Origin of the sequence: Raoultella sp. T31 (genome assembly GCF_002806725.1) — a bacterium.
Taxonomy (GTDB): domain Bacteria; phylum Pseudomonadota; class Gammaproteobacteria; order Enterobacterales; family Enterobacteriaceae; genus Klebsiella; species Klebsiella electrica.
This window is the reverse complement of record NZ_PIBO01000005.1, coordinates 96,880-123,481: the sequence shown is the minus strand read 5'-3', so window position 1 is coordinate 123,481 and position 26,602 is coordinate 96,880. Positions and strand designations below refer to the sequence as shown.

The window sequence follows — 26,602 nt, the reverse complement described above, 5'->3', positions numbered from 1 at the left end:
GCGCAGGCTGCGAAGGGGCGAGGCCGAAGGACAGCCCGGGTAACGGGGTGAGCAAGCGTAGCCAACGCAGAGGCCGGTTGAAGGATGAAGTGCCTATGAGGTTATTAAACCGTCTGAACCAGTACCAGCGCCTCTGGCGGCCCTCCTCCGGCGCGCCGCAGCAGGTGACGGTCGGTGAACTGGCTGAACGCTGTTTTTGCAGCGAGCGCCATATTCGAACGCTGCTGCGTCAGGCTCAGGAGGCCGGCTGGTTGAGCTGGCAGGCCGCTCCCGGGCGCGGAAAACGCGGCACGCTGATTTTTCACACCGCGCCAGAAGCCTTACGTAATGAGATGATGGAGCTGGCGCTGAATAATGGTCAGCAGAAAAACGCGCTGGAGCTGGCTCAGCTGGCGACGGAAGAGCTGAAGGCGCTGCTTTCGCCTTTTCTTGGCGGTCAGTGGCAAAACAATACGCCGACTTTGCGTATTCCCTACTATCGCCCGCTTGACTCACTGCGGCCGGGTTTTTTACCTGGCCGCGCCGAACAACATCTTGCCGGGCAAATTTTTTCCGGACTGACGCGCTTCGGCGCGCACAGTAGCTCTCCGGTCGGAGATTTAGCTCATCACTGGCAGGTATCGCCGGACGGCCTGTGCTGGCAGTTTTATATCCGTTCAACGCTGTTCTGGCATAATGGCGATCCGCTAGAAACGCCGCAGCTTCAGCGGCGACTGCTGATGTTGCTGGAGCTACCCGCCCTGCGCGCCCTGTTTGCCAGTATTAACCGCATTGATGTCACGCATGCGCAGTGTCTGACGATTACGCTGCATCGCCCGGATTACTGGCTCCCTTTCCGCCTTGCCAGCGACGGCAGCGTACTGGCGCATCCCGATGAACCAACGGTCGGCAGCGGGCCGTTTCGCCTGCAACTGTTCAGCCCGGAACTGGTGCGGCTGGAGAATCATCCGCGCTATCATCTGCACCACCCGCTGATCCAGGCGGTGGAGTACTGGATAACTCCCCAGCTGTTTGAGCAGAATCTGGGCACCAGCTGCCGCCACCCGGTGCAGATTACCATTGGCGATCCGGACAAGCTGGCAAATCTTCGTCAGGTCAGCAATAGCATCAGCCTCGGATTTTGCTACCTGACGCTGCATCAAAGCCCTCGCCTCAGTAAAGCTCAGGCGCAGCGGCTGGTATCGCTGATTCACCGTTCTTCACTGCTAAAGACACTTCCGCTCGACGAAGATTTGATTACCCCCAGTCACGAGGTGTTGCCCGGATGGACCATTCCCCAGGGGCCGGAAAATCAGGATGTGCCTCTGCCTGAACAGCTTACGCTGTTGTATCACCTGCCGGTCGAACTGCACACGATGGCGGAACAGCTTCGCCTGCGGCTTGCCGCCCTCGGCTGTGAACTGAAGCTCATTTTTCACGACGCCAAAAACTGGCACGGTTGCCAGGAACTGGCGCAGGCGGATTTGGTCATGGGCGATCGGCTGATCGGCGAAGCGCCGGAATACACGCTGGAGCAGTGGCTGCGCTGCGATACGATGTGGCCCCATTTATTGACCGGGGCGCAATATGCTCATCTGCAGGCCACCCTCGATGCCGTCCAGGCGCAGCCTGAAGAACGCAGCCGCAACGAAGCGTTGCGCAATGTTTTCAATATCCTGATGGACGATGCCATCATGACGCCGCTATTTAATTACCATTATCGTATCAGTGCCCCGCCGGGCGTGAACGGCCTGCGGCTTAACGCCCGAGGCTGGTTTGATTTCACCAGCGCCTGGCTACCGCCATCACCGCCGTGATGAAGCTGGTCGCCGCGCCTGTCAGGCGCTACCATATCGCTTTCACTTTGATTGTCAGGAATTGCCATGAAACGCGCCGTAGTTGTCTTCAGCGGAGGACAAGATTCAACAACCTGCCTGGTGCAGGCTCTGCAACAGTACGATGAAGTGCACTGCGTCACTTTTGATTATGGCCAACGCCACCGCGCGGAAATTGACGTTGCGCGCGCTCTGGCGTTAAAGCTGGGCGCCGTTGCCCATAAGGTGCTCGACGTGACGCTGCTCAACGAGCTTGCCGTCAGCAGTCTGACCCGCGATAACATTCCGGTGCCGGACTATGAGCCGGAAGCCAGCGGTATCCCGAATACCTTTGTGCCCGGACGAAATATCCTGTTTTTAACACTGACGGCGATTTATGCCTACCAGGTCAAGGCGGAAGCGATCATTACCGGCGTTTGCGAGACCGATTTTTCCGGCTACCCGGACTGCCGCGACGAGTTCGTGAAAGCGCTGCACCATGCCGTCAGCCTGGGAATGGCGAAAGATATTCGCTTCGAGACGCCGCTGATGTGGCTGAACAAAGCCGAGACATGGGCCTTAGCCGATTACTGGGGCCAGTTAGCGCTGGTGCGCCATGAAACCCTGACCTGCTATAACGGCATTAAGGGCGACGGCTGCGGACAGTGCGCGGCCTGTAACCTGCGCGCCAACGGGCTAAGCCAGTACGAAGCCGATCGACCAGGTATTATGGCCGTGATGAAGCAGAAAACCGGGCTACAGTAGCCGCTTATTTCCCGGTAGCGACTGACGCCTTCGCGGGCCTGCGAGAACCGCGTATACCATCAGGCCCGTAGCCCGCCAGCGTACTCCTGTCCCCAATCCGCAACGACCTACAGGCCGGGCAGGCATCAGCCGCCACCCGGCATTTTCTCGATTAGCGTTAGCTGAAACAGATGCGCAGCTGCGCCTCCGGGACAGGCTCCTGCGCTGGGCCTGTCAGCAAGACTCCAGTTGCACCAGTTTCTCGCGCAGTTCGCCCTCCAGCGGCAGCGCCTTCTGCGTTTTAAGATTGATGCAGACAAAGGTGATTAGCGCATCGGCTACCACCTCGCCGTTAGGGTTAAGGGTGACGACCTGGCTTAACGTCCCGCTTTTTCCGTTCAGCTGTTCCAGTTTGCTGGTGACGGTGAGCACATCGCCTAATACCGCCGGACGTCGATAGTTGATATTGATATTCACCACCACGAAGGCGATGTTACGTGCGGTCATCCAGTGAAAGGCCGGGCTGCTCTCCAGGCCATCCCAACGCGCCTCTTCGAGAAACTCCAGGTAACGCGCATTATTGACGTGCTGATAGACGTCGAGATGATAGCCGCGAACTTTGATTTGTGTCTGCATAGCGCACATGCCTTATCTTTCATTGTTGTTTTGAGGTCAGAGGTCACACCACTCGTGTGACCTCTTCAGTCTGGCAAATAATAACGACTGTGCAAACTTGTACTGCAAATTTACAGCGTCAGATGTGACAGATTTCTCTCCACCAGCGAGCTACCCATCCCCGGGACCTGCTTAAGATCGTCAACGGTTTTAAAGGGCCCGTACTCTTCGCGATAGCTCACGATAGCCTGCGCTTTCTTCAGACCGACGCCATTCAGAGCCTTTGCCAGCTCTTCTGCGCTGGCGCTATTGATACTCACCCTGGTTCCATCATTCTCAGTCGCGTTTAACGCCTCAGGCGCCTTCGCCTGCGGCGTCTGCACGCTCTCCTTTGCCGTCGCCGACGTTTTCCCGCTGGAAGGGGCGGCAAGTACGCCCTGACTTCCTGCCGCACAAACCAGTACGGCGGCGGCAATAAGCGTTTTCAATCCACATTTCATGCTGTTATCTCCTTGTTTGTAGACAGCGGAGTCACAATAACGAGCGTGGAAAAAGAGTACAAAAGGCAAACCGCAGAAATGGAAAAGGCCGCGAAAGCGGCCTTTGAGGATTACATCACGTTACTGATTTTTGCGAAGCGTCACGAAATTATTGCTGCTGGTCGATGGCATCGCCGAGTTTAATTTTCGCAGACTTACGCAGGTTGCTCATCAGCGCTTCGAAAGCAATCTGAGCATTGTTCTGCGTGATGCCTTGAACCATGGCTTTTTTCTGCTCTTCCGGCATGTCGCCGGCTTTCACTTCATCCAGCGCCAGCAGCACCACATTGCCTTTGATGTCGCTACCCATACCGTAGACAGGTTTACCCTGCTGCGGCAGCGGCAGAGCAAACGTCGCCTGGCTCAATGGATCCTGACCGGTACGGGCCAGCGTCTGCGCCGGGCCGAAGCTTAAACCTGCGGCCTTCATCGCCTCGTCACCTTTGCCATCTTTGAGCGCCGCCAGCAGCTTGTCTGCATCCAGCTTCGCCTGTTGTTCAGCTTTGGTGTGTTTTACGATATCGATAACCTGCGCTTTCACATCCGCCAGCGGCTTCACGGCTTCCGCTTTATGCTCGCTGATACGCAGAACAAATGCGCGATCGCCATCGACGGTGATGATATCGGAGTTGCTGCCCGGCGTACCGTTCTCGCCCACCAGACCGCCGTTGAAAATAGCATCGGAGACCGGTTTAAAGTTCAGCTCTTCCGGCAGATTGTCACGCCCAAACCAGCCGGTTTCGCTCACTTTCACACCCGCAGCCTGTGCGGCGCTGGCCAGAGATTCGTTATCATTGCTGGCCGCATCGCTCACTTTCTGCTGTAGCGCGTAGTAAGCATCCAGCGCTTTTTCCTGCTTCACTTTCGCCGCGATATCATCGCGAACGTCAGCCAGCGGTTTAACCTTCGCCGGCTGAACATCATCAAGACGGACAACCAGGAAACCCACGGAAGATTTAATCACGCCAGAAAGCTGGCCTTTTTCTTTCAGACCGGCATTTTTCAGCTCCGGCACCGTTGCGGCATCTTCCATCCAGCCCATATCGCCACCGTTGCGGGCAGAGATAATGTCGGTAGATTTTTCTTTCGCCAGGGCGGCGAAATCGGCCCCTTTCTTCAGTTCATCCAGAATAGTCTGGGCATCGGCTTCGGTCTTGGTCTGAATCACGCTGTAGCGGTTACGCTGCGGCTGCGTGAACTGATCCTGGTGCTGATCATACCAGGACTGAATTTCCTGGTCAGAGGCGTTCTCCTGCATGCCAGCCGCATCCATTTTAATGTAGCTGACGCGGAACTGCTCCGGCGCCATAAAACGGGCCTGGTTTTGCTGGTAGTAAGCGTTGATTTCCTCATCGCTCACCGTCTGCTTCGCCGCCAGCGCGTTGACATCGATGGTAGCTTCACGCACTACGCGTTGCTGAGATACCAGCGCAGCCAGCTGATCGGACTCACCGGACAGCATAAAGTCGGTACCGGCAATGGCATTAATCAGCTGCTGAGTCGTCAGCTGGTTGCGCAGCGCCTGCGCGTACTGATCGGTGGTCATACCCATTTGATTCACGATACCGCCAAAACGTTCGTTATCAAATTTGCCGTTAGTCTGGAAAGCCTGGGTCTGGAAGATAGCTTGTTTGACTTGAGCATCGCTGACGCTCAGTCCAAGTTCGCGGGCGTACTGGTCAAGCAGCGACTCGTCAATCAGACGGTTCAGCACCTGCTGACGCATGGTTTTCATGTAGTTTTCGTTGGCCGCCAGTTCCGAGAACCGATCGCCAAGCTGCTGCTGCATACGGTTACGTTCGCTGGCAACGGCATTTTCAAACTGTGAGCGACCAATTTCCTGGTCGTTAACTTTCGCGGCATAATTGTTACTGCCGCCAATCAGGTAACCACTCACCCCGGTCAAAATGAACGAGATAATGATGATACCGAAAATAATCTTGAGCACGACGCTATTGGCGGCCGTGCGTAGGTTGTCCATCATGGTGTAACAACGCTCCGCTGTAGATGACTTTAGCTCGCGCAGCATAGCACGTGATGGCTGCCGCGCGTGAGGACCTATTTTGACAAGAAAATGGGGGGATTGTCAGCCCACAAGTGCGTACAAACACACATAAAGTCGGGTTTCGGGCAAATAAAAAAGGCACATCTCGCGATGCGCCCTTGTACTTCGTCACATTCCCTGATGGGAAGCCGATCAGTTTACCGCGTCTTTCAGCGCTTTACCGGCACGGAAACCCGGCACTTTGGCAGCAGCGATGGTAATTTCTTTACCTGTTTGCGGGTTGCGACCGGTACGGGCAGCGCGCTCTTTCACAGCAAAGGTACCAAACCCGACCAGCGCAACGTCATCTCCAGCCTGCAGAGATTCAGTAACAGAAGCAATTAAAGCATCTAACGCACGTCCGGCTGCAGCTTTAGAAATGTCCGCACCCGCAGCAATTTTGTCAATCAGTTGAGATTTATTCACTGTTCTCTTCCTCTCTTTATAATTTATATCGCACCAGAATCCTTCGTGGTGCGACCGCGCAGCAGTTATATCAGGACTGTCATGCCCTTACAACAGAGTTGTAGATGACCCCCTGCCAGCGATCTAAGTTAGCTACACAAAAAAAGGCTGGCAAGTACGAATTTACTTCCCAGCCCCACTTTTCTTAGCGCTATTTGCGCGAAATCACTATTTTGCCGTGACTACCTGCATGCCAAAGGGTTCGTTCTGCAACGCAAGTGTCAGAACTTCTTCGATTCGTTTCACCGGATGGATATCTAAATCGGCAATAACGTTATCTGGAATTTCTTCAAGGTCACGTTTATTTTCATCAGGAATCAGAACAGTCTTAATGCCGCCGCGGTGTGCCGCCAGCAGTTTTTCCTTCAGACCGCCGATTGGCAGCACCTGGCCGCGCAGGGTAATTTCCCCCGTCATCGCGACGTCAGCGCGTACCGGATTCCCCGTCAGACAGGACACCAGCGCGGTACACATCGCGATACCGGCGCTCGGACCGTCTTTCGGCGTCGCCCCTTCCGGAACGTGAACGTGAATATCACGTTTTTCGTAAAAGTCTGAGTTAATACCCAGCTTATCCGCACGCGAACGGACTACGGTCAGCGCAGCCTGAATAGACTCCTGCATCACTTCGCCCAGCGAGCCGGTATAGGTCAGCTTGCCTTTACCCGGCACGCAGGCGGTTTCGATGGTCAGCAGATCGCCGCCCACTTCCGTCCATGCCAGACCGGTGACCTGACCAACGCGGTTTTCGCTATCCGCACGACCGTAGTCATAGCGCTGCACGCCAAGGAAATCATGCAGGTTATCGCCGCTAATCGTGATGTGCTTCAGTGACTTATCCAGCAGCAGCTGTTTGACCGCCTTACGGCACAGCTTGGAAATTTCACGCTCCAGCCCACGCACGCCCGCTTCACGGGTGTAATAGCGAATAATCCCGATAATCGCGCTGTCCTCAACGGTCAGCTCGCCTTTTTTCAGCGCATTACGCTCAATCTGTTTAGACAGCAGGTGGCGTTTGGCAATGTTCAGTTTTTCGTCTTCGGTATAACCGGACAGACGAATCACTTCCATACGATCCAACAGCGGAGCCGGGATATTCATGGAGTTAGAGGTCGCCACAAACATCACGTCGCTCAGATCGTAGTCCACTTCCAGATAGTGGTCGTTAAACGCCACGTTCTGTTCAGGATCCAGTACTTCCAGCAGCGCTGAAGCCGGATCGCCGCGCATGTCAGAGGACATTTTGTCTATCTCATCCAGCAGGAACAGCGGGTTTTTCACGCCCACTTTCGCCATTTTCTGGATCAGTTTGCCCGGCATGGAGCCAATATAGGTCCGACGGTGACCGCGGATTTCCGCTTCATCACGCACGCCGCCCAGCGCCATACGCACGTATTTACGTCCGGTTGCTTTGGCGATGGATTGACCCAACGAGGTTTTACCCACCCCCGGCGGTCCAACCAGGCACAGAATCGGCCCTTTGAGCTTATTCACACGGCTCTGCACCGCAAGATACTCAAGGATACGATCTTTCACGCGCTCAAGGCCGTAGTGATCGGTATCGAGGATCTCCTGAGCCTGACGCAGATCTTTTTTAACCTTGCTGCGCGCGTTCCACGGCACCTGCACCATCCAGTCGATGTAGCCGCGTACGACGGTCGCTTCCGCCGACATTGGCGACATCATCTTCAGCTTTTGCAGTTCCGCTTCGGTTTTTTCTTTTGCCTCTTTCGGCATTTTCGCCGCGTCGATCTTACGCTTCAGCGCTTCGTTCTCGTCCGGGGCATCGTCCATCTCACCGAGCTCTTTCTGGATGGCCTTCATCTGCTCATTCAGATAGTACTCACGCTGAGATTTTTCCATCTGCTTTTTCACGCGGTTGCGAATGCGCTTCTCAACCTGCAGCAGATCGATTTCCGATTCCATCATCGCCATCAGATATTCCAGACGTTCGTTAATGTCGGACATCTCGAGGACGGACTGCTTATCGGCCAGCTTGAGCGGCATGTGGGCAGCGATGGTATCCGCCAGGCGCGCGGGATCGTCGATGCTGTTGAGCGACGTCAGCACTTCCGGTGGGATTTTCTTGTTCAGCTTGATATAGCCTTCAAACTGACCGATCGCGGTGCGCACCAGCACTTCCTGCTCGCGTTCGTCGATCGCCGGCGATTCAAGGTACTCGGCTTTCGCTGAAAAATGCTCGCCGTTATCCGATAATGCAGAAATACGCGCGCGCTGCAGGCCTTCAACCAGCACTTTGACGGTGCCATCAGGCAGCTTCAGCATCTGTAAAATTGATGCCACGGTCCCGACGGTGAAAAGATCATTTACACCCGGCTCATCCGTCGAAGCTTCTTTCTGCGCAACCAGCATGATTTTTTTATCATGGTCCATAGCCGCTTCAAGACAACGGATAGATTTTTCCCGCCCTACAAACAGGGGTATGACCATGTGCGGATAAACCACCACATCGCGCAACGGCAATACGGGGATTTCAATGCGTTCAGAACGCTCAGGATTCATAGAGCTCTCTCTTAGTTTAAAGTCCGCCAGGTAGCCAGCGGCACGACTCGTCATCGCGACGCCGTTAATATGTAATCCAGTATATGGGGATGTATTCCACACATTCAACGGCGGGAATGCAGGAAAAATAAAAGGGGGGATAAAATCCCCCCTTTTTTGTTAACTGCTTGAACGAGTTGGTTAATTATTCACCAGACGCCTGCTGCGCTTCCGGTTTGCCATAGATCAGCAACGGCTTGCTCTGTCCGTCGATAACGGAGGCGTCGATAACCACTTTTTCCACATCTTCCATTGACGGAAGATCGTACATGGTATCGAGCAGCGCCGCTTCAACGATAGAACGCAGACCGCGTGCGCCGGTTTTACGCGCCATCGCTTTTTTGGCGATCGCGTCCAGCGCTTCATCGCGGAACTCCAGCTCAGCGCCTTCGAGGTTGAACAATGCCTGATACTGTTTAGTCAGGGCATTTTTCGGCTCTTTCAGGATCTGAATCAGCGCTTCTTCGCTCAGCTCATTCAGCGTTGCGACGACCGGCAGACGACCGATGAACTCCGGAATCAGACCAAATTTGATCAGATCTTCCGGCTCAACCTGCGACAGCAGCTCGCCTTCGCTCGCTTTGTCGGATTTGGCTTTTACCGTCGCGCCGAAACCAATACCTGAACCGGTTTCTACACGATGGGAAATGACCTTATCCAGACCGGCAAACGCGCCGCCGCAGATAAACAGGATCTTAGAGGTGTCAACCTGCAAGAACTCCTGCTGCGGATGCTTACGCCCGCCCTGCGGTGGTACCGCGGCAACGGTCCCTTCGATAAGCTTCAGCAGCGCCTGCTGCACGCCTTCACCAGAGACATCGCGGGTAATCGACGGGTTATCCGATTTACGCGAAATTTTGTCGATTTCATCGATGTAGACGATACCGCGCTGCGCTTTCTGTACGTCGTAGTCGCATTTCTGCAGCAGCTTCTGAATGATGTTTTCGACGTCTTCACCGACATAACCGGCTTCGGTCAGGGTGGTGGCGTCAGCCATGGTGAACGGCACATCCAGCAGGCGCGCCAACGTTTCCGCCAGCAGCGTTTTACCGGAACCTGTCGGCCCAATCAGCAGAATGTTACTTTTACCCAGCTCAACGCCGTTGCTGGTATCACCATTGCGCAGGCGTTTGTAGTGGTTGTATACCGCAACGGCCAGCACTTTTTTCGCCGGCTCCTGGCCGATAACGTAATCGTCCAGGTGATGGCGGATTTCGTGCGGCGTCGGCAGCGCACTGCGTTCACGATGCGGCGCGACTTCTTTAATCTCTTCGCGAATGATGTCGTTACATAAATCAACGCATTCGTCGCAGATATACACGGATGGCCCGGCGATCAGCTTACGTACTTCATGCTGGCTTTTGCCGCAAAAAGAGCAATACAACAGTTTGCCCGAACCATCTTTGCGTTTATCTGTCATGAGTCCAAACCTCTTATTAAGTTCTTTGTGCCGCACACGACGACGCAAATGCCATTATCAGGCGCAAGCCGCTGACACGCGTTGTGCCGCCCTACTCCAGACAAGTATAGCGGCCCCCTTACGCCAGGGGCATCAATTACGATGGGCCAAAATGGAATCGACCAGGCCGTATTCCACCGCTTCGGAGGCTGACAAGAAACGGTCACGCTCGGTGTCGTTCTCAATCTGCGCCAGGGATTGACCCGTATGGTGTGCCATCAGTTCATTCATCCGCCCTTTCACTTTCAGGATCTCGCGGGCGTGAATTTCGATATCCGTCGCCTGACCCTGATAGCCGCCCAGCGGCTGGTGGATCATCACGCGGGAGTTCGGCAGGCAGAAACGCTTGCCTTTTGCCCCTGCAGTCAGCAGGAATGCGCCCATCGATGCCGCCTGGCCCATACAAATGGTGCTCACGTCAGGCTTGATGAACTGCATGGTGTCGTAAATCGACATCCCGGCGGTGATCACCCCGCCCGGAGAGTTAATGTACAGATAAATGTCTTTTTCCGGGTTTTCCGCTTCCAGAAAAAGCATCTGCGCCACGATCAGATTCGCCATGTGGTCTTCCACCTGGCCGGTCAGAAAGATGACGCGTTCCTTGAGCAGACGGGAGTAGATATCAAAAGAACGTTCACCGCGCGAGGTCTGTTCAATGACCATCGGCACCAGGGCCATATGGGGTGCAAAGTTATCTCGTTCGCCACTGTATGACATTTCCGTCTCCTGGATTAATTTTGAATAAACCTGCCGCACTGATTGTAACCTTATGGACGGATTATCAGCCAGAGTCTTCTGTCCGTCATCATTCAAATTACCTGAATATCAACCTGACACCCACAACCTGAACGAATCCCGACAGACACGCTTCGTCATTATGCATGATTTCACGCATGCGGTTTCGTCTCCTCGTAGTGGGGGCGATGCAATCATAATTCAAGCATAACAAGCTTTTGTCGTAACGCTATCATTGATATCGCATTTTCGCACTCATCCTGAAGCTATTGCTGCGATAAAAAAAAACCCGCCGCCTCTCGGCAACGGGTTTTACCTGAACGTTAAACCGTGGGGCGAAATTACGCCTGCTGGTTCATCAGCTCATTGAAGGTGGTGGCTTTTTCAGACACTTTCGCTTTTGCCAGAACGGCTTCAACAGCCTGCTCTTCCAGCGCGACGTTGCGCATGTTGTCCATCAGTTCGTTGTTTTTGCTGTAGAACTCAACAACTTCTTTCGGATCTTCGTAAGCGGAAGCCATCTCTTCGATCAGGCCTTTAACGCGATCTTCGTCAGCTTTCAGCTCGTGGGTACGAATCACTTCGCCCAGCAGCAGACCGACAACAACGCGGCGTTTAGCCTGCTCTTCGAACAGTTCGCGCGGCAGTTCCAGAGCCTGTTTCTCATTGCCACCGAAACGCTGAGCAGCCTGACGACGCAGAACGTCGATTTCGCTGTCGATCAGGGCAGCTGGCACGTCGATGTCATTGGCTTTAACCAGACCTTCGATAGCCTGAGACTTCACGCGGTTACGCACGGCGCCTTTCAGCTCGCGATCCATGTTTTTACGCACTTCAGCGCGCAGACCTTCAACGGAACCATCTTCAACGCCGAAACGTTTGATGAATTCAGCAGTCAGTTCCGGCAGTTCGCGCTCTTCAACTTTCTTCAGGTTGATAACGAACTTAGCCGCTTTACCTTTCAGGTTTTCTGCGTGGTATTCTTCCGGGAAGGTCACATCGATAGTGAACTCTTCGCCCGCTTTGCGGCCTTTGATACCGTCTTCAAAGCCCGGGATCATACGACCCTGGCCCATCGCCAGTACGAAGTCAGACGCTTTGCCGCCTTCAAACTCTTCGCCGTCAACAGAACCGGTGAAGTCGATGGTTACGCGGTCTTCTGCATCAACAGCGCCATCTTTGTCTTTCCAGTTAGCCTGCTGCTTACGCAGAGTGTCCAGCATGGTGTCGACGTCAGCGTCGGTCACTTCAACAACCGGTTTTTCAACTTCGATTGTTTCCAGACCCTGCAGCGCAACTTCCGGGTAAACTTCGAACTCTACCGCGTAGGTGAAGTCTTCACCCAGCTTGTATTCGCCCGGAACGTAGTTCGGCGCGCCGGCCGGATTGATTTTCTCTTTGATGATCGCGTCAACAAACTGACGGCTCATCAGGTCGCCCAGCACGTCCTGGCGAACGGATGCGCCATAACGCTGAGCAACAACATTCATCGGCACTTTCCCTTTACGGAAGCCGTCAATGCGAACTTTTTTCGCCACGTTGACCAGCTCGCTTTTGACAGCATTCTCGATGCTGTCAGCGGCGATAGTAATCGTTACACGGCGCCCAAGGCCCTGAGTGGTTTCAACTGAAACTTGCATCTTGTTACCTCAAAAAAATCACAGTGCTCGGTCAACTCTGGAAGCGCGTGTACGTTGCTTCGCAGAACCGGGATGCCCTCTTCAAATCAGAAACACATTCCCTGTCGTCAGAATCATCCCGAAGACATTCATATAAGACGCGGCATTATAGCGGCATCACTTTTGTGAGTCGAGAACGGTTGTCGCCCACTGCTGCGGCATTTTTCACATTTCCCGCGCAAATTTGTCTTTAAAAGCGCCCACTGCGCACATTTTCAGACAAAACAAAACGGCCCGCAGGCCGTTTTTGATAAATCTTCACGCAACATACTGGAAAAGTTCCCGCGGTTGCAAATACGATTTCTAGGCGATAGTTCCCGCGCCGCGGCAAGGAGGAGAGGCAAAGACCGTGTCCTGGAGACCTTCCCACTCTTTAATCGTATAGGTATGCAGCGCCAGCGCATGCACAGTGCTCGACAGCTCCTCAGTCAGCGTACCGTAGATCATACGGTGACGGTTCAGAAAACGCTCGCCGGTGAACCGATCGCTCACCAACACCACTTTAAAATGACTTTCAGAGCCAGCCGGGACATTGTGGCGATAACTTTCATCCACGACTTCGAGATACACGGGGTCGAACGCTGCCCTAAGTTTTGCTTCGATCTGTTCACGTATCATCATGAATTTTCTCCTCCGACAACGCTGAGATGCCGCCATTCCTTTTAAATGTTAGCCGCTTTTACCGCTTCCATTAGGGGAAAACAACAAAAAATTAGCATTCTTCTGATATTTTCATTCAAAAGTATCAAGTTTACTGACTCTCTCCCGCCGAACAGCCGCCAGGATCGCGATAAAAATGGGAGAAGGCGATAAAATGTACAACGCGATGAATTTACATGCGCTGCTACTTCCCCTCGCCGTTGGCGATGTTATGATGGCGGTAATTTTCCTCAATGACCCCAAATAAAGTTGAGCGACGAAGGCTATAAACGGGAAAGTCCTCAGGCGCTTGCTGAAGTCAGCGACGAGGGCCAACAAGAGCCGCTAACGCAACCGTTGCTTGATGTATGACGGGTATAACAACACCATGCGCTGAGACCCTGAACATGTTTAAGAAAATTCTTTTCCCGCTGGTCGCGATGTTTATGCTGGCAGGATGCGCGACGCCTCCGACCACCATTGATGTATCGCCGAAAATGAGCCTGCCGCAGCAGGATCCAAGCCTGATGGGCGTCACCGTCAGCATTAACGGCGCGGATCAGCGTCCGGATCAGGCGCTGGCGAAGGTCACCCGTGATAACCAACAGGTTACGCTGACCGCGTCCCGCGATCTGCGCTTCCTGCTGCAGGAAGTGCTGGAAAAACAAATGACCGCGCGCGGCTATATGATTGGGCCGAACGGCGCAGTCGATCTGCAGATCATCGTGAACAAACTGTATGCCGACGTTTCACAGGGCAACGTGCGATACAACATCGCTACGAAGGCAGATATCGCGATTATCGCTACCGCCGCGAACGGCACCAAAATGACCAAAAACTATCGCGCAAGCTACTCTGTTGAAGGCGCCTTCCAGGCCTCCAACCAGAATATCGCCAATGCGGTGAACAGCGTCCTGACCGATACCATCGCCGATATGGCGCAGGACACCAGCATTCATGATTTCATCAAGCAAAACGCGCGTTGATCGTCAGCAAACCCGGCCTCGCGCCGGGTTTGCGTCATAAGCTATGTCCAACCACTACTTACGCATTTTCCAGCAGCCTAAATCAGCTATTTTGCTGATCCTTGGGTTTGCTTCCGGTTTGCCTCTCGCGCTGACCTCCGGCACGCTCCAGGCGTGGATGACCGTTGAAAACATCGATCTGAAAACGATCGGCTTCTTCTCACTGGTTGGTCAGGCCTACGTCTTTAAGTTCCTCTGGTCGCCGGTGATGGACCGCTACACGCCGCCGTTCCTTGGCCGGCGCCGCGGCTGGCTGCTGACCACCCAGTTTCTGCTGCTTATCGCCATTGCCGCGATGGGGTTCCTTGAGCCCGCCAGCCAGCTCCGCTGGATGGCGGCATTAGCGGTAACGATCGCCTTCTGCTCCGCATCGCAGGATATCGTCTTCGACGCCTGGAAAACCGATGTGCTGCCGGCCGAGGAACGTGGCGCTGGCGCGGCCATCAGCGTACTGGGCTATCGCCTGGGGATGCTGGTATCCGGCGGTCTGGCGCTGTGGCTGGCTGACCGCTGGCTCGGCTGGCAGGGAATGTACTGGCTGATGGCCGTGCTGCTGATTCCCTGCATTATCGCCACCTTACTGGCACCAGAACCGAGCGATGTGATTCCGGCGCCGAAAAGCCTCGAACAGGCGATCGCCGAACCGCTGCGCGATTTCTTCGGACGCAACAACGCCTGGCTGATCCTGCTGTTAATCGTCCTTTATAAGCTCGGCGATGCCTTTGCGATGACGCTGACCACCACGTTTTTGATTCGCGGAGTCGGTTTTGATGCCGGCGAGGTCGGAATGGTCAATAAAACGCTGGGACTTTTCGCGACGATTGTTGGCGCGCTGTACGGCGGCATATTAATGCAGCGCCTGACCCTGTTTCGCGCTCTGTTGATTTTCGGCGTGCTGCAGGGTGCCTCCAATGCCGGCTACTGGCTGCTGTCGATTACCGATAAACATCTTTATTCCATGGCGACGGCGGTCTTTTTCGAAAACCTGTGCGGCGGTATGGGCACGGCGGCGTTTGTCGCCCTGTTAATGACGCTGTGTAATAAATCGTTTTCCGCCACCCAGTTTGCTTTGCTGTCCGCGCTATCGGCAGTCGGTCGCGTGTACGTCGGGCCAATTGCCGGTTGGTTCGTCGAAACGCACGGTTGGCCAACGTTTTATCTGTTCTCTGTCTTTGCCGCCGTCCCGGGGATCCTGCTGCTGCTGCTCTGTCGGCAAACCCTGGAGTACACGCAGCGCACCGGCAACTTCATCCCGCGCACGCAATATCCGCAGACCTATACCCTGGCGCTGCTGATTCTGGCTACGGGTTCGCTGATGCTGGGCGTATGGCTGTTGCTGCTGATACTCAATGCCCTCGACTTCACCGCTTTTTCCTTCCTGCCCATGCTGCTGGAAATTGCGGCCATCACCGCTATCGTCGGCATTGTGCTCGGAAGTCTGCTTGACTACCTGGCGTTGCGGAAGAGCGCGCTGATTTAACGCGCACTTGTGGTGTTATTAGCCGTTGTAATCACTGATCGTAATTATAACGGCTTATTAACGATTTTATATTGTTCATTTTTCATTTGCTGTTTTGTGCGCTTTACATTTTGGGAAGTTATTGACAACTTTTACTCAAAACATTAAATAATTTAACCGATTCAGCAAAAACTGATTTAATATCGCCATAGCGCAATGTCTTTTATTTGATAATTAATTGTTAATTAGTTGTGTTATTTTTTGGTGTTTATACTCATTACCTCATAAGCCAATAGCTTCTTATCTCTTTCGTTATAGATCCCGCATGTAGCGGGCGTTGCAAGCATTAGCATCACACTCAGTTACATATGTGACAAAGCGAGCAGAACCTGCTAACACAGAACTGACACAGCTCCAATCATGTTTACAGTAATGCAACCTTCCCGTAAAATGCCCGAACACTTTAAGCGCCACCAGATTCCGTGGAATTGAGGTCGTTCAATGAGACTTAGGAAATACAATAAAAGTTTGGGATGGATGTCATTAATCGCAGGTACTGTATTACTCAGTGGTTGTGATTCTGCGCTCCTTGACCCAAAAGGACAGATTGGACTGGAGCAACGTTCTCTGATACTGACGGCCTTTGGCCTGATGATGATTGTCGTTATTCCCGCCGTCTTAATGGCAGTAGGATTTGCCTGGAAGTATCGTGCGAGTAATAAAGATGCGAAGTATAGCCCGAACTGGTCACACTCCAACAAAGTTGAAGCTGTGGTCTGGACGGTTCCTATTCTGATCATCCTGTTCCTGGCCGTTCTGACCTGGAAAACCACTCACGCACTCGAGCCAAGCAAACCGCTTGCTCACGAAGAGAAACCGATCGTCATCGAAGTCGTTTCGATGGACTGGAAATGGTTCTTCATCTATCCGGAACAGGGTATTGCTACCGTCAACGAAATCGCCTTCCCGGCGAACGTACCGGTACACTTCAAAGTGACCTCTAACTCCGTGATGAACTCGTTCTTTATCCCACGTTTAGGCAGCCAGATTTACGCAATGGCCGGGATGCAGACTCAGCTGCACCTCATCGCGAATGAAGCTGGCACTTATGACGGTATCTCCGCAAGCTATAGCGGCCCGGGCTTCTCTGGTATGAAGTTCAAAGCTATCGCCACGCCGGATCGTGCAACCTTCGATCAGTGGGTAGCGAAAGCGAAACAGTCGTCGAACACCATGGACTCCATGGCGGCTTTCGACAAACTGGCTGCGCCTAGCGAATACAACAAAGTGGAATACTTCTCTGACGTGAAACCGGATTTGTTTAAGGATGTTGTGAACAAATTTATGTCTCATGGCAAGAGCATGGATATGTCCCAACCTGAAGGCGAGCACGCAGCGCACGAAGGGATGGAAGGCATGGACATGAGCCACGCGGAAACCGCTCACTAAGGGGCCGAGGAAGAAAACGATGTTCGGAAAACTCACACTGGATGCAGTGCCCTACCATGAACCCATTATTGTGGTTACGGTGGCTGCGATTATCATCGGGGGACTGGCGCTTCTGGCGGCAATCACTTACTTCGGTAAGTGGTCCTACCTTTGGAATGAATGGCTGACTTCGGTCGACCACAAAAAACTGGGTATCATGTACGTTATCTTAGCCATCGTGATGTTGCTACGTGGCTTTGCTGACGCCGTTATGATGCGTAGCCAGCAGGTACTGGCCTCGGCCGGGGAAGCTGGCTTCCTGCCGCCTCATCACTACGATCAGATCTTTACCGCCCACGGCGTTATCATGATCTTCTTCGTAGCGATGCCGTTTGTTGTCGGCCTGATGAACCTCGTGGTTCCTCTGCAGCTCGGCGCGCGCGACGTGGCCTTCCCGTTCCTCAACAACCTGAGCTTCTGGTTCACCGTTGTCGGCGTAATTCTGGTTAACCTCTCTCTGGGCGTCGGTGAATTCGCACAGACCGGTTGGCTGGCCTATCCGCCGCTGTCGGGAATCGAGTACAGTCCGGGCGTTGGGGTCGATTACTGGATCTGGGCTCTCCAGCTCTCCGGTATTGGTACGACGTTAACCGGTATTAACTTCTTTGTAACGATTATCAAGATGCGTGCCCCTGGCATGACCATGTTCAAGATGCCGGTATTTAGCTGGGCATCTCTGTGCGCCAACATCCTGATTATCGCCTCCTTCCCAATCCTGACCGTCACCATCGCGCTGCTGACCCTGGACCGCTACCTGGGCACCCATTTCTTTACCAACGATATGGGTGGCAACATGATGATGTACATCAACCTGATTTGGGCCTGGGGCCATCCGGAAGTGTATATCCTGGTTCTGCCGGTCTTCGGGGTGTTCTCCGAAATCGCGGCGACCTTCTCGCGTAAACGTCTGTTTGGCTACACCTCGCTGGTCTGGGCAACAGTCTGTATTACCGTTCTGTCGTTCATCGTTTGGCTGCACCACTTCTTCACTATGGGTGCCGGCGCGAACGTTAACGCCTTCTTCGGTATTACCACCATGATTATCGCCATCCCGACCGGGGTTAAGATTTTCAACTGGCTGTTCACCATGTACCAGGGCCGCATTGTCTTCAACTCAGCAATGATGTGGACTATCGGCTTCATCGTCACCTTCTCTGTCGGTGGTATGACCGGCGTACTGCTGGCGGTACCGGGCGCGGACTTCGTGCTGCACAACAGTCTGTTCCTGATTGCCCACTTCCATAACGTCATCATCGGCGGTGTGGTATTTGGTTGCTTCGCGGGTCTGACCTACTGGTGGCCGAAAGCCTTTGGCTTCACGCTGAACGAAACCTGGGGCAAACGCGCCTTCTGGTTCTGGATAATCGGCTTCTTCGTGGCGTTTATGCCGCTGTACGTACTGGGCTTTATGGGGATGACCCGTCGCCTGAGCCAGCAGATTGACCCGCAGTTCCATCCGATGCTGGTTGTTGCGGCCTGCGGCGCGGCGCTGATTGCCTGCGGTATCCTCTGCCAGCTGATTCAGTTCTACGTCTCTATCCGCGATCGCGAGCAGAACCGCGACCTGACCGGTGACCCATGGGGCGGCCGTACGCTGGAGTGGGCAACCTCTTCTCCGCCGCCGTTCTACAACTTCGCCATCGTTCCTCACGTCCACGAGCGCGATGCGTTCTGGGAAATGAAAGAAAAAGGCGAAGCGTATAAGAAACCGGCTGGCTATGAAGAGATTCATATGCCGAAAAACAGCGGCGCGGGCATCGTTATTGCTGCTTTCGCAACGGTGTTTGGTTTCGCGATGATCTGGCACATCTGGTGGATGGCGATTGCAAGCTTCGTCGGTATCCTGGTGACCTGGATTATTAAGAGCTTTGACGAGGACGTGGATTACTACGTGCCGGTTGCAGAAGTCGAAAAACTGGAAAATCAGCATTTCGACGAGATTAACAAAGCAGGGCTGAAAAATGGCAACTGATACTCTTGCGCATAACGCCCACGCGCACGAACACGGGCACCACGATACAGGGCCGATGAAGGTATTCGGCTTCTGGATCTACCTGATGAGCGACTGCATTATCTTCGCCACCCTGTTTGCGACCTATGCCGTTCTGGTGAACGGCACGGCTGGCGGACCGAGCGGTAAAGATATTTTCGAACTGCCGTTCGTTCTGGTTGAAACCGCGCTGCTGCTGTTCAGCTCCATCACCTACGGCATGGCGGCTATCGCCATGTACAAAAACAACAAAAGCCAGGTGGTTTCCTGGCTGGCGCTGACCTTCCTCTTCGGGGCAGGGTTCATCGCGATGGAACTGTATGAATTCCATCACCTGATTGTTGAAGGTATGGGCCCGGATCGCAGCGGCTTCCTGTCAGCGTTCTTCGCGCTGGTGGGTACCCACGGTCTGCACGTCACCTCCGGTCTTATCTGGATGGCGGTGCTGATGGTTCAGGTTTCACGTCGCGGTCTGACCAACACTAACCGTACCCGTATCATGTGCCTGAGCCTGTTCTGGCACTTCCTGGACGTAGTGTGGATCTGCGTGTTCTCGGTTGTCTATCTGATGGGGGCAATGTAATGAGTCATTCTGGCGATCATCACGGCGCTTCTCACGGCAGCGTAAAGAGCTACATGACAGGGTTCATCCTGTCGATCATTCTGACGGCGATTCCGTTTGCTATGGTTATGAGTGGCTCCGCATCGCATGCGGCTATTCTGGGAACTATCCTCGTCACTGCTGTTGTGCAGATTGTGGTACACCTGGTGTACTTCCTGCACATGAACAGCAAGTCTGACGAAGGTTGGAACCTGACCGCGTTTATCTTCACCGTAATCATCATTGCTATCGTTGTTGTGGGCTCCATCTGGATTATGTGGAACCTGAATTACAACATGATGATGCACTAAGAGCGGCAAGTATGTTTAAGCAATACCTGCAAGTAACGAAACCTGGCATCATTTTTGGCAACCTGATCTCCGTGATCGGCGGTTTCCTGTTGGCCTCCAAAGGTCACATTGACTATCCGCTGTTTGCATGGACGCTCCTTGGGGTGTCCCTGGTGGTCGCCTCGGGTTGTGTATTCAACAACTACATCGACCGCGACATCGATCGTAAGATGGAACGGACGAAAAACCGGGTGCTGGTCAAAGGGCTGATCTCGCCACAAGTTTCGCTGGTATACGCCACCTTGCTGGGTATTGCTGGCTTCATGCTCCTGTGGTTCGGCGCGAATCCCCTGGCCTGCTGGCTGGGGGTCATGGGGTTCGTGGTTTATGTCGGCGTCTACAGCCTGTACATGAAACGCCACTCCGTCTACGGTACGCTGATTGGTTCTCTCTCCGGCGCGGCGCCGCCGGTGATTGGCTACTGCGCGGTAACCGGTCATTTCGATAGCGGCGCGGCGATTCTGCTGGCTATCTTCAGCCTGTGGCAGATGCCTCACTCCTACGCCATCGCGATTTTCCGCTTTAAGGATTATCAGGCGGCGAACATTCCGGTGCTGCCGGTGGTGAAAGGCATTTCCGTGGCGAAGAACCACATTACGCTGTACATCGTGGCTTTTGCTGTCGCCACGCTGATGCTCTCTCTGGGCGGCTACGCCGGGTATAAATACCTGGTCGTGGCGGCCGCGGTGAGCGTCTGGTGGCTGGGGATGGCGCTGCGCGGTTACAAAGTGGCGGATGATAAAGTCTGGGCGCGTAAGCTGTTCGTCTTTTCTATCGTCGCCATTACCGCGCTGTCGGTCATGATGTCCGTCGACTTTATGGTGCCCGATTCACACAATCTGCTGGCCTACGTCAGATAAGATTGTCGCTCTGACAAGCCCCGCTCCGGCGGGGTTTTTTATTGCCTGGAGTTACCCCACCAGCATCGCCTGCGCGCTATAGAGCAGATCCAGATGGTCGCGACACAACGCATCCAGCGAAGTCCGCGACTGGTGAGAAGTCAGGCTCAGCGCCCCCCAGTACAGCCCTTCCCTGTCGGATAAAGGCACCGCCAGAACCAGCATCCCAATTTCAAACTCCTGCTCGATAGCGGCAAACCCCTGACGCCGCACCACAGCAATTTTCTCCATCAGCATCGCCACGTCCGTCACCGTATACGGCGTGCGCTGTTCACGCTTAATACGCCGCAGAATCCTCTCGCACTCCTCTTCCGGCAGCGAGGCCAGCCAGAGCCGCCCGCCGGCGGTGCAAAATATCGGTACCCGCTCCCCTAACCGCACCGAGGTCGAGTTAAACGGCGTATGTTTGCTGCGCGCGATATACACCAGTTCATCTTCATCAACCACCCCCACCGACGCATGTTCTTCGGTGCGGCTGGCAATGTACTCAACGATGGGGCGGACCATACGCGGAAACTGTGCCGAATCGACATACGCCTGACCGAGGCGCAGCGCTTTTGGCGTCAGCCAGTAAGCGCGACCGTCGGTCTGCACATAGCGCTCGTGCAGCAGCGTCAGCAGAAAACGTCGTGCGGCGCTCTGCGTCAGGCCGCTCATTTTCGCCGCCTGAGGCACGGTGAGACGGGGAAACTCTTTGGAGAAAAGCTGAATCAAGGCCAGTCCTTTTTGCAGACCGACTATCAAATCGCGCGGATGTATTGTGTTTTGCATATCAGCTCACATTTTTGCAACATTACCATCGATTCACTGCGATTATCGCAGTGGTGGTGCGATTAACAACCAATACGTCCGAATTCTGCGTTGTCGCTCTCAGGTTCCGCTGAAATACTTTCACAACATTCATTTAACAAATGAGGTTTGAAATGGTCAGTGGATTCACGCAGGTGGTTGCCGTTATCGGCCATCCGATTACTCAGGTTAAATCCCCGGAGAACTTCAACCGCTACTTTGCCGACCAGCAGATGGACAGCGTCATGATCCCGGTCGATATCGCCCCGGAAGCGGTGGCGGATTATTTGCTGGCGTTACGTGGATGGCTGAACATGAGCGGCGTACTGGTCACCGTGCCGCACAAACAGCGCGCCGCCGCGCTGGTTGATGAGCTAACGCCGCGCGCCCGTCATCTCAACGCGGTGAATGTCATTCGCAAACTGGCGGATGGCCGCCTGCAGGGCGATATGCTGGATGGCGTCGGCTTCTCGCTTGCCGCGGCGGCCCACGGTTTTCAGGCTGAAGGGAAGACCGCGCTGCTCTCCGGCTGCGGCGGCGTCGGCAGCGCCATCGCCTGGGGACTGTGTGAAGCCGGGATTCGCCAGCTGGCGCTACACGACCAGAATCCGGCCACGTTACAGCTGCTGCATAACCGCCTCGCCACCCATTTCCCCCAGGTCCATCTCACTACGCTGCCCGACACCCTGAGCGGCCTTGATCTACTGGTGAACGGCTCCCCGGCCGGGATGGCAAACTTCGATCCGCTGCCGCTGCCGCAGGCTTTACTGGAGAGTCTGAGTCCGACAACCCACGTCGCGGACGTCGTGACCGCCCCGGCGATCACGCCGCTGCTGGCTTTCGCCCAGGCGCGCGGCTGCGTAGTACAAACCGGCCCCGAAATGGCGCTGGCGCAGATGAAACTCATGGGGCAGTTCATCGGAGCCATCCCGCAGGAACAAGGAGCCGCGGCATGAAAAGCTGGGATGTGATTGTCATCGGCAGCGGTGCCGGCGGGTTTGCCGCCGCCGTCACGGCCTGCTGCAAAGGGCTGTCGGTGCTGATGCTGGAAAAAGCGCCGCAGTTTGGCGGCACCTCGGCGATTTCCGGCGGAGCGGTATGGATCAACGATACCGACCAGGCACGCGCGCAGGGGAAAAGCGGCACCGCGGACGCGATCAAAACCTACCTGAAAACCATCATCGGCGAACAGAACTATCGTCCGGACATCGTCGATGCGTTTGTCGCTTCCGGGCGCGAGGCGCTGGCGTTCCTCGAACAAGAGGGCGCGGTGAAGTACAGTCTGCGCCCCCTCTCACCGGACTATTACCCTGATGAACCGGGCGCCGTAGACTGCGGACGCGCGCTGGAAGTTGTGGAGTACGACGGGCGCCAGCTCGGCGATCGCTTTCGCGATCTGCGCTCTCCCCCACCGGGGATGCTGTTATTTGGCGGCATGATGGTCAACCGCGTGGATATCCAGCATTTTCTGGAGATGCGCCGCTCGCTGCGCTCGTTATCGCACTGCGCGAAGCTGCTGCTGCGCTATGCGCGCGATCGCCTCAGCCACCCGCGCGGTACCCGGCTGGCGATGGGTAACGCCCTAATTGCCCGCATGGCCACCGTGGCGCTGCGCAAAGGCATGACGCTCCGGCTCAACGTCAACGTCCTTTCGCTGGTTGAACACGAGGGTGCGGTCACCGGCGTCAATATTGAATGCGACGGCCAACAGGAGACCTTACAGGCGCGCTGCGGCGTGGTGCTGGCCGCCGGCGGCTTTGCCGCAGGAGCGCTGGCGGCACGCTACCGGCCGCATACCCGCGAGCATTACTCCATGTCACCTGCCGCCAATGATGGCGCCGCATTCCGTCTCGCCGGCGCACTCCATGCCTGTGAAGGCGCCGACCTGTCGTCCAATTTTTTCTGGGCGCCGGTGTCGGTACTGCGCCACGCCGACGGGCGCGAAGAACGCTTCCCGCACCTGGTCACCGACCGGGCCAGGCCGGGGGTTATCGCCGTCAACCAAAAGGCGGAACGTTTCGTCAACGAATCAAACTCTTACCACCATTTCGCCAGCGCCATGCAAAGCCAACCCGAAAACGCCCCCTGTTTTCTGATCTGCGATGCCCTGGCGATGAAACGCTACGGCCTCGGTCTTGCGCGGCCCGCGCCGGTGAACAACGATGCGCTGATCGAGGCCGGCTACCTGCACAAAGCGGACTCCCTCGCCCGGCTTGCTCAACAGCTGGGGCTTGACGCACAAGCGCTCGCCGGGACGGTGGCCCGCTACAATCGCGATGCCGCGCAGGGAGAAGATCCGCAATTCGCCAAAGGCGGCAACAGCTATAACCGCGCGATGGGCGATCCGGCCCATCAGCCGAACGCCTGCAATGCCCCGCTGCTGAACGCTCCATTTTATGCCATCACCCTCTACACCGGTGATCTGGGCACCTCGCGCGGGCTGGTCACCAGCGAGAATGCCCAGGTTCTTAATCAACAACGTCAGCCGATCCAAGGCCTGTATGCCGTGGGTAACGATATGGACTCCATGATGGCGGGCACCTACCCCGGTCCCGGCATCACGCTCGGCCCGGCGCTGACCTTCGGCTATCTCTCTGCCCGCCATATGGCACAACAACAGACCCCATAACAGGAGAAACACCATGATCTATGAAAAACGCACCTACACCCTCAATCCGCTGAAAATGGCCGACTGGCTGGCGCTGTACAAAAGCGATGCTTACGCCGTCCAGACCGAGCACCTCGGTAAGCTGATCGGCTTTTTCTTCACCGAAATCGGTGTGGTCAATCAGGTCGTGCATATCTGGGCTTACGAGAGCCTCGACGATCGCCTGGTACGCCGGGCGCGCATGGCGCAGGACGAACGCTGGCTGACCTTCTCGCGTAAAAACCGCGAGCTGGCGGCCGTTGAGCGGCTGGAGTCGGTCCTGCTGCGTCCTGTTGATTTTTCACCGCTGCAATAGGGGGCCGGAGATGAGCGGGCATAAAAAGGTGGATGTGCTGGTCGTCGGTTCCGGCGCAGCGGGGCTTTCCGCCGCGGTGACCGCCGCCCTCAAGGGTGCCAGCGTCCTGCTGGCCGAAAAGGAGTCGGTCATCGGCGGCACCAGCGCCTGGTCAGGCGGCTGGCTGTGGATACCGCGCAATCCGCTCGCCCGCGAAGAGGGCATCCAGGAGCAAGAGGACGCGCCGCTGACCTATCTGCAGCACGAGATGGGCGGCCAGCCCGCCGATGCCCGCCTGCTCACCTTCCTGCAGCAGGGCCCGGAGATGATCGACTTCTTCCGCCGCCATACGGCGGTGCAGTTTCTCTCCGGCAGTCAGATGCCGGATTTTCACATGTCGCCGGGCTACGCCCGGGGTGGGCGTTCGGTGACGGCACAACCGTTTGATGGACGCTTGCTGGGCGACTGGCTGCACCGCCTGCGCCCGCCGCTGGAGACCATCAGCCTGGCCGGGATGGGCATCGCTGGCGGCAACGATATGGCGCACTTTTTTAATGCCACCCGCTCCCCGCGATCGGCGGTGTATGCCGCCCGGCGTCTGCTGCGTCACGGCTGGCAACGACTGCGCGCTGGCCGCGGACAGCATCTGGTTAACGGTAACGCGCTGATTGGCCGCCTGCTGCGGTCGGCGCTCGACGCAGGCGTCAGTATTCAACTGAATGCCCCTGTCGTTCGCCTGCTGACATCATCGACAGGGGTCAGCGGCGCGGTACTGCGCAGCGATGATGGCGATATTGAGGTTCAGGCCGATGCCGTAATCCTCGCCTGCGGCGGCTTTCCGCACGATCGTCAGCGCCTGGCGCAGCAGGTTCCGCACGCGGCGGGCGGCTACGGTCACTTCTCCGCCGCGCCGCCGGGTAATCAGGGCGACGGTATCCGGCTCGGGGAATCGGTCGGCGGTCAGTTCAACGCCTCGCTCAAACACGCCATGGCCTGGGCGCCGGTCTCCCGCGTCACCCTCGCGAGCGGCCTGCAGCTGGTCTTCCCGCACCTGGTGGAACGCGCTAAGCCGGGGTTTATCGCCGTCTTGCCCAACGGCAGGCGTTTTACCAATGAAGCCGACTCCTACCACGACTTTATTGCCGCGCTGCTCGCCGCAACGCCTGCGGGAGAACAGCCGGTAGCGTGGCTGCTGGCCGATAGCCGGACGCTACGTCGCTACGGTCTGGGCCACGCCCGCCCCTTTCCGTTTTCACCCGCAGCATGGCTGCGCACGGGCTATCTCCGCTCGGCCCCCACGCTGGCGGCGCTGGCGGAGCAATGCGCCATCGATGGCGGGCAGCTGGCGGAGACGGTGGCGCGCTTTAACGACTACGCCGCGCGAGGGGAAGACCCGGAATTTCAGCGCGGCGCCTCGGCCTATAACCGGGCGCAGGGAGATGCCAGACATCCTCATCATCCCACGCTGGGTCCGCTGCGCCACGCGCCCTTTTATGCGGTGCGTATTTTACCGGGTTCGCTGGGCTCTTTTAGCGGGCTGAAAACCGATGAACAGGCGCGCGTGCTGGATGCGCATCAGCAGCCGATCGCTGGCCTCTACGCCATTGGCAATGATATGTCGAGCGTGATGCAGGGGTACTACCCCAGCGGCGGTATTACACTCGGCCCGGCCATGACCTTTGGCTATCTGGTGGGGAAAACGCTGGCCGCCAGGATAACAAAAACAGCATCGTAACCGACATCTTACCAGGGACGGCAGTACACATAACAACAATCACCTGCAAC

23 protein-coding genes are annotated in these 26,602 nt (G+C 55.8%); 13 read left to right on the top strand and 10 right to left on the bottom strand.

The annotated features are described in order from the left end of the window. Positions 1-95 precede the first annotated feature (95 nt). Positions 96-1,796, top strand: coding sequence for an SgrR family transcriptional regulator (locus CWM52_RS05380; RefSeq protein ID WP_100683137.1), 1,701 nt, complete (start codon positions 96-98; stop codon positions 1,794-1,796). 66 nt (positions 1,797-1,862) lie between these two features. Next, on the top strand, positions 1,863-2,558 hold the full coding sequence (queC, locus tag CWM52_RS05375; RefSeq protein ID WP_100683136.1) for a 7-cyano-7-deazaguanine synthase QueC: 696 nt from the start codon (positions 1,863-1,865) through the stop codon (positions 2,556-2,558). Between the two features lie 213 nt (positions 2,559-2,771). On the opposite strand, the gene CWM52_RS05370 is transcribed toward queC, so the two are convergent. The 9 genes from CWM52_RS05370 to bolA form a co-directional block, all read right to left on the bottom strand. Next, positions 2,772-3,173, bottom strand: a complete 402-nt coding sequence (locus CWM52_RS05370; protein ID WP_100683135.1) for a YbgC/FadM family acyl-CoA thioesterase — start codon at positions 3,171-3,173, stop codon at positions 2,772-2,774. A gap of 110 nt (positions 3,174-3,283) precedes the next feature. After that, positions 3,284-3,652, bottom strand: coding sequence for a helix-hairpin-helix domain-containing protein (locus tag CWM52_RS05365; RefSeq protein ID WP_165785345.1), 369 nt, complete (start codon positions 3,650-3,652; stop codon positions 3,284-3,286). A 148-nt stretch (positions 3,653-3,800) separates the two neighbouring features. Beyond that, positions 3,801-5,675: a peptidylprolyl isomerase gene (gene ppiD, locus CWM52_RS05355; protein ID WP_100683134.1), complete on the bottom strand. Its 1,875-nt coding sequence runs from the start codon at positions 5,673-5,675 to the stop codon at positions 3,801-3,803. Positions 5,676-5,888: 213 nt separating this feature from the next. Further along, positions 5,889-6,161, bottom strand: a complete 273-nt coding sequence (gene hupB, locus CWM52_RS05350; RefSeq protein WP_002444653.1) for a nucleoid-associated protein HU-beta — start codon at positions 6,159-6,161, stop codon at positions 5,889-5,891. Between the two features lie 207 nt (positions 6,162-6,368). Then, complete coding sequence (gene lon / locus CWM52_RS05345) at positions 6,369-8,723, bottom strand: endopeptidase La (protein WP_100683133.1); 2,355 nt, start codon at positions 8,721-8,723, stop codon at positions 6,369-6,371. Between the two features lie 184 nt (positions 8,724-8,907). Further along, complete coding sequence (clpX, locus tag CWM52_RS05340; RefSeq protein ID WP_004858716.1) at positions 8,908-10,182, bottom strand: ATP-dependent protease ATP-binding subunit ClpX; 1,275 nt, start codon at positions 10,180-10,182, stop codon at positions 8,908-8,910. Between the two features lie 132 nt (positions 10,183-10,314). Next, positions 10,315-10,938 carry an ATP-dependent Clp endopeptidase proteolytic subunit ClpP gene (gene clpP / locus CWM52_RS05335; protein ID WP_100683132.1) on the bottom strand — a complete coding sequence of 208 codons (624 nt, stop codon included), beginning with the start codon at positions 10,936-10,938 and terminating at the stop codon, positions 10,315-10,317. 359 nt (positions 10,939-11,297) lie between these two features. Beyond that, a complete protein-coding gene (tig, locus tag CWM52_RS05330; protein WP_100683131.1) occupies positions 11,298-12,596 on the bottom strand; it encodes a trigger factor in 1,299 nt (432 codons plus the stop codon). A gap of 342 nt (positions 12,597-12,938) precedes the next feature. Further along, on the bottom strand, positions 12,939-13,256 hold the full coding sequence (bolA, locus tag CWM52_RS05320) for a transcriptional regulator BolA (protein ID WP_100683130.1): 318 nt from the start codon (positions 13,254-13,256) through the stop codon (positions 12,939-12,941). Positions 13,257-13,681: 425 nt separating this feature from the next. Between bolA and CWM52_RS05315 the strand changes: the two genes are divergently transcribed. The 7 genes from CWM52_RS05315 (at position 13,682) to cyoE (ending at position 21,047) form a co-directional block, all read left to right on the top strand. Further along, positions 13,682-14,260 carry a lipoprotein gene (locus CWM52_RS05315; protein ID WP_004858708.1) on the top strand — a complete coding sequence of 193 codons (579 nt, stop codon included), beginning with the start codon at positions 13,682-13,684 and terminating at the stop codon, positions 14,258-14,260. Between the two features lie 43 nt (positions 14,261-14,303). Further along, a complete protein-coding gene (gene ampG / locus CWM52_RS05310) occupies positions 14,304-15,779 on the top strand; it encodes a muropeptide MFS transporter AmpG (RefSeq protein ID WP_100683129.1) in 1,476 nt (491 codons plus the stop codon). A 480-nt stretch (positions 15,780-16,259) separates the two neighbouring features. After that, a complete protein-coding gene (gene cyoA, locus CWM52_RS05305; RefSeq protein ID WP_100683128.1) occupies positions 16,260-17,207 on the top strand; it encodes a cytochrome o ubiquinol oxidase subunit II in 948 nt (315 codons plus the stop codon). A gap of 19 nt (positions 17,208-17,226) precedes the next feature. Then, entirely contained in the window at positions 17,227-19,218 is a 1,992-nt protein-coding gene (gene cyoB, locus CWM52_RS05300; RefSeq protein ID WP_100683127.1) for a cytochrome o ubiquinol oxidase subunit I, read from the top strand. Beyond that, positions 19,208-19,819, top strand: coding sequence for a cytochrome o ubiquinol oxidase subunit III (locus tag CWM52_RS05295; RefSeq protein ID WP_100683126.1), 612 nt, complete (start codon positions 19,208-19,210; stop codon positions 19,817-19,819). Before cyoB ends, CWM52_RS05295 begins: the two co-directional genes overlap by 11 nt. Continuing rightward, a complete protein-coding gene (locus tag CWM52_RS05290; RefSeq protein ID WP_100683125.1) occupies positions 19,819-20,148 on the top strand; it encodes a cytochrome o ubiquinol oxidase subunit IV in 330 nt (109 codons plus the stop codon). The genes CWM52_RS05295 and CWM52_RS05290 overlap by 1 nt, the downstream gene beginning before the upstream one ends. Positions 20,149-20,159: 11 nt before the next feature. Beyond that, on the top strand, positions 20,160-21,047 hold the full coding sequence (gene cyoE, locus CWM52_RS05285; RefSeq protein WP_100683124.1) for a heme o synthase: 888 nt from the start codon (positions 20,160-20,162) through the stop codon (positions 21,045-21,047). 51 nt (positions 21,048-21,098) lie between these two features. On the opposite strand, the gene CWM52_RS05280 is transcribed toward cyoE, so the two are convergent. Further along, positions 21,099-21,857, bottom strand: a complete 759-nt coding sequence (locus CWM52_RS05280) for an IclR family transcriptional regulator domain-containing protein (protein ID WP_100683123.1) — start codon at positions 21,855-21,857, stop codon at positions 21,099-21,101. Between the two features lie 152 nt (positions 21,858-22,009). On the opposite strand from CWM52_RS05280, the gene CWM52_RS05275 reads away from it, so the two are divergent. Genes CWM52_RS05275 through CWM52_RS05260 form a run of 4 tightly spaced genes read left to right on the top strand, consistent with a single transcriptional unit; the run spans position 22,010 to position 26,552 of the window. Beyond that, positions 22,010-22,831 (top strand): shikimate dehydrogenase family protein, encoded by an 822-nt coding sequence (locus CWM52_RS05275; protein WP_100683122.1) that lies wholly within the window; start codon positions 22,010-22,012, stop codon positions 22,829-22,831. Beyond that, positions 22,828-24,504: an FAD-dependent oxidoreductase gene (locus CWM52_RS05270; protein WP_100683121.1), complete on the top strand. Its 1,677-nt coding sequence runs from the start codon at positions 22,828-22,830 to the stop codon at positions 24,502-24,504. The genes CWM52_RS05275 and CWM52_RS05270 overlap by 4 nt, the downstream gene beginning before the upstream one ends. A gap of 13 nt (positions 24,505-24,517) precedes the next feature. Beyond that, a complete protein-coding gene (locus CWM52_RS05265; protein ID WP_004858687.1) occupies positions 24,518-24,838 on the top strand; it encodes an NIPSNAP family protein in 321 nt (106 codons plus the stop codon). Between the two features lie 10 nt (positions 24,839-24,848). Then, positions 24,849-26,552, top strand: coding sequence for an FAD-dependent oxidoreductase (locus CWM52_RS05260; protein ID WP_100683120.1), 1,704 nt, complete (start codon positions 24,849-24,851; stop codon positions 26,550-26,552). Positions 26,553-26,602: the final 50 nt, after the last annotated feature.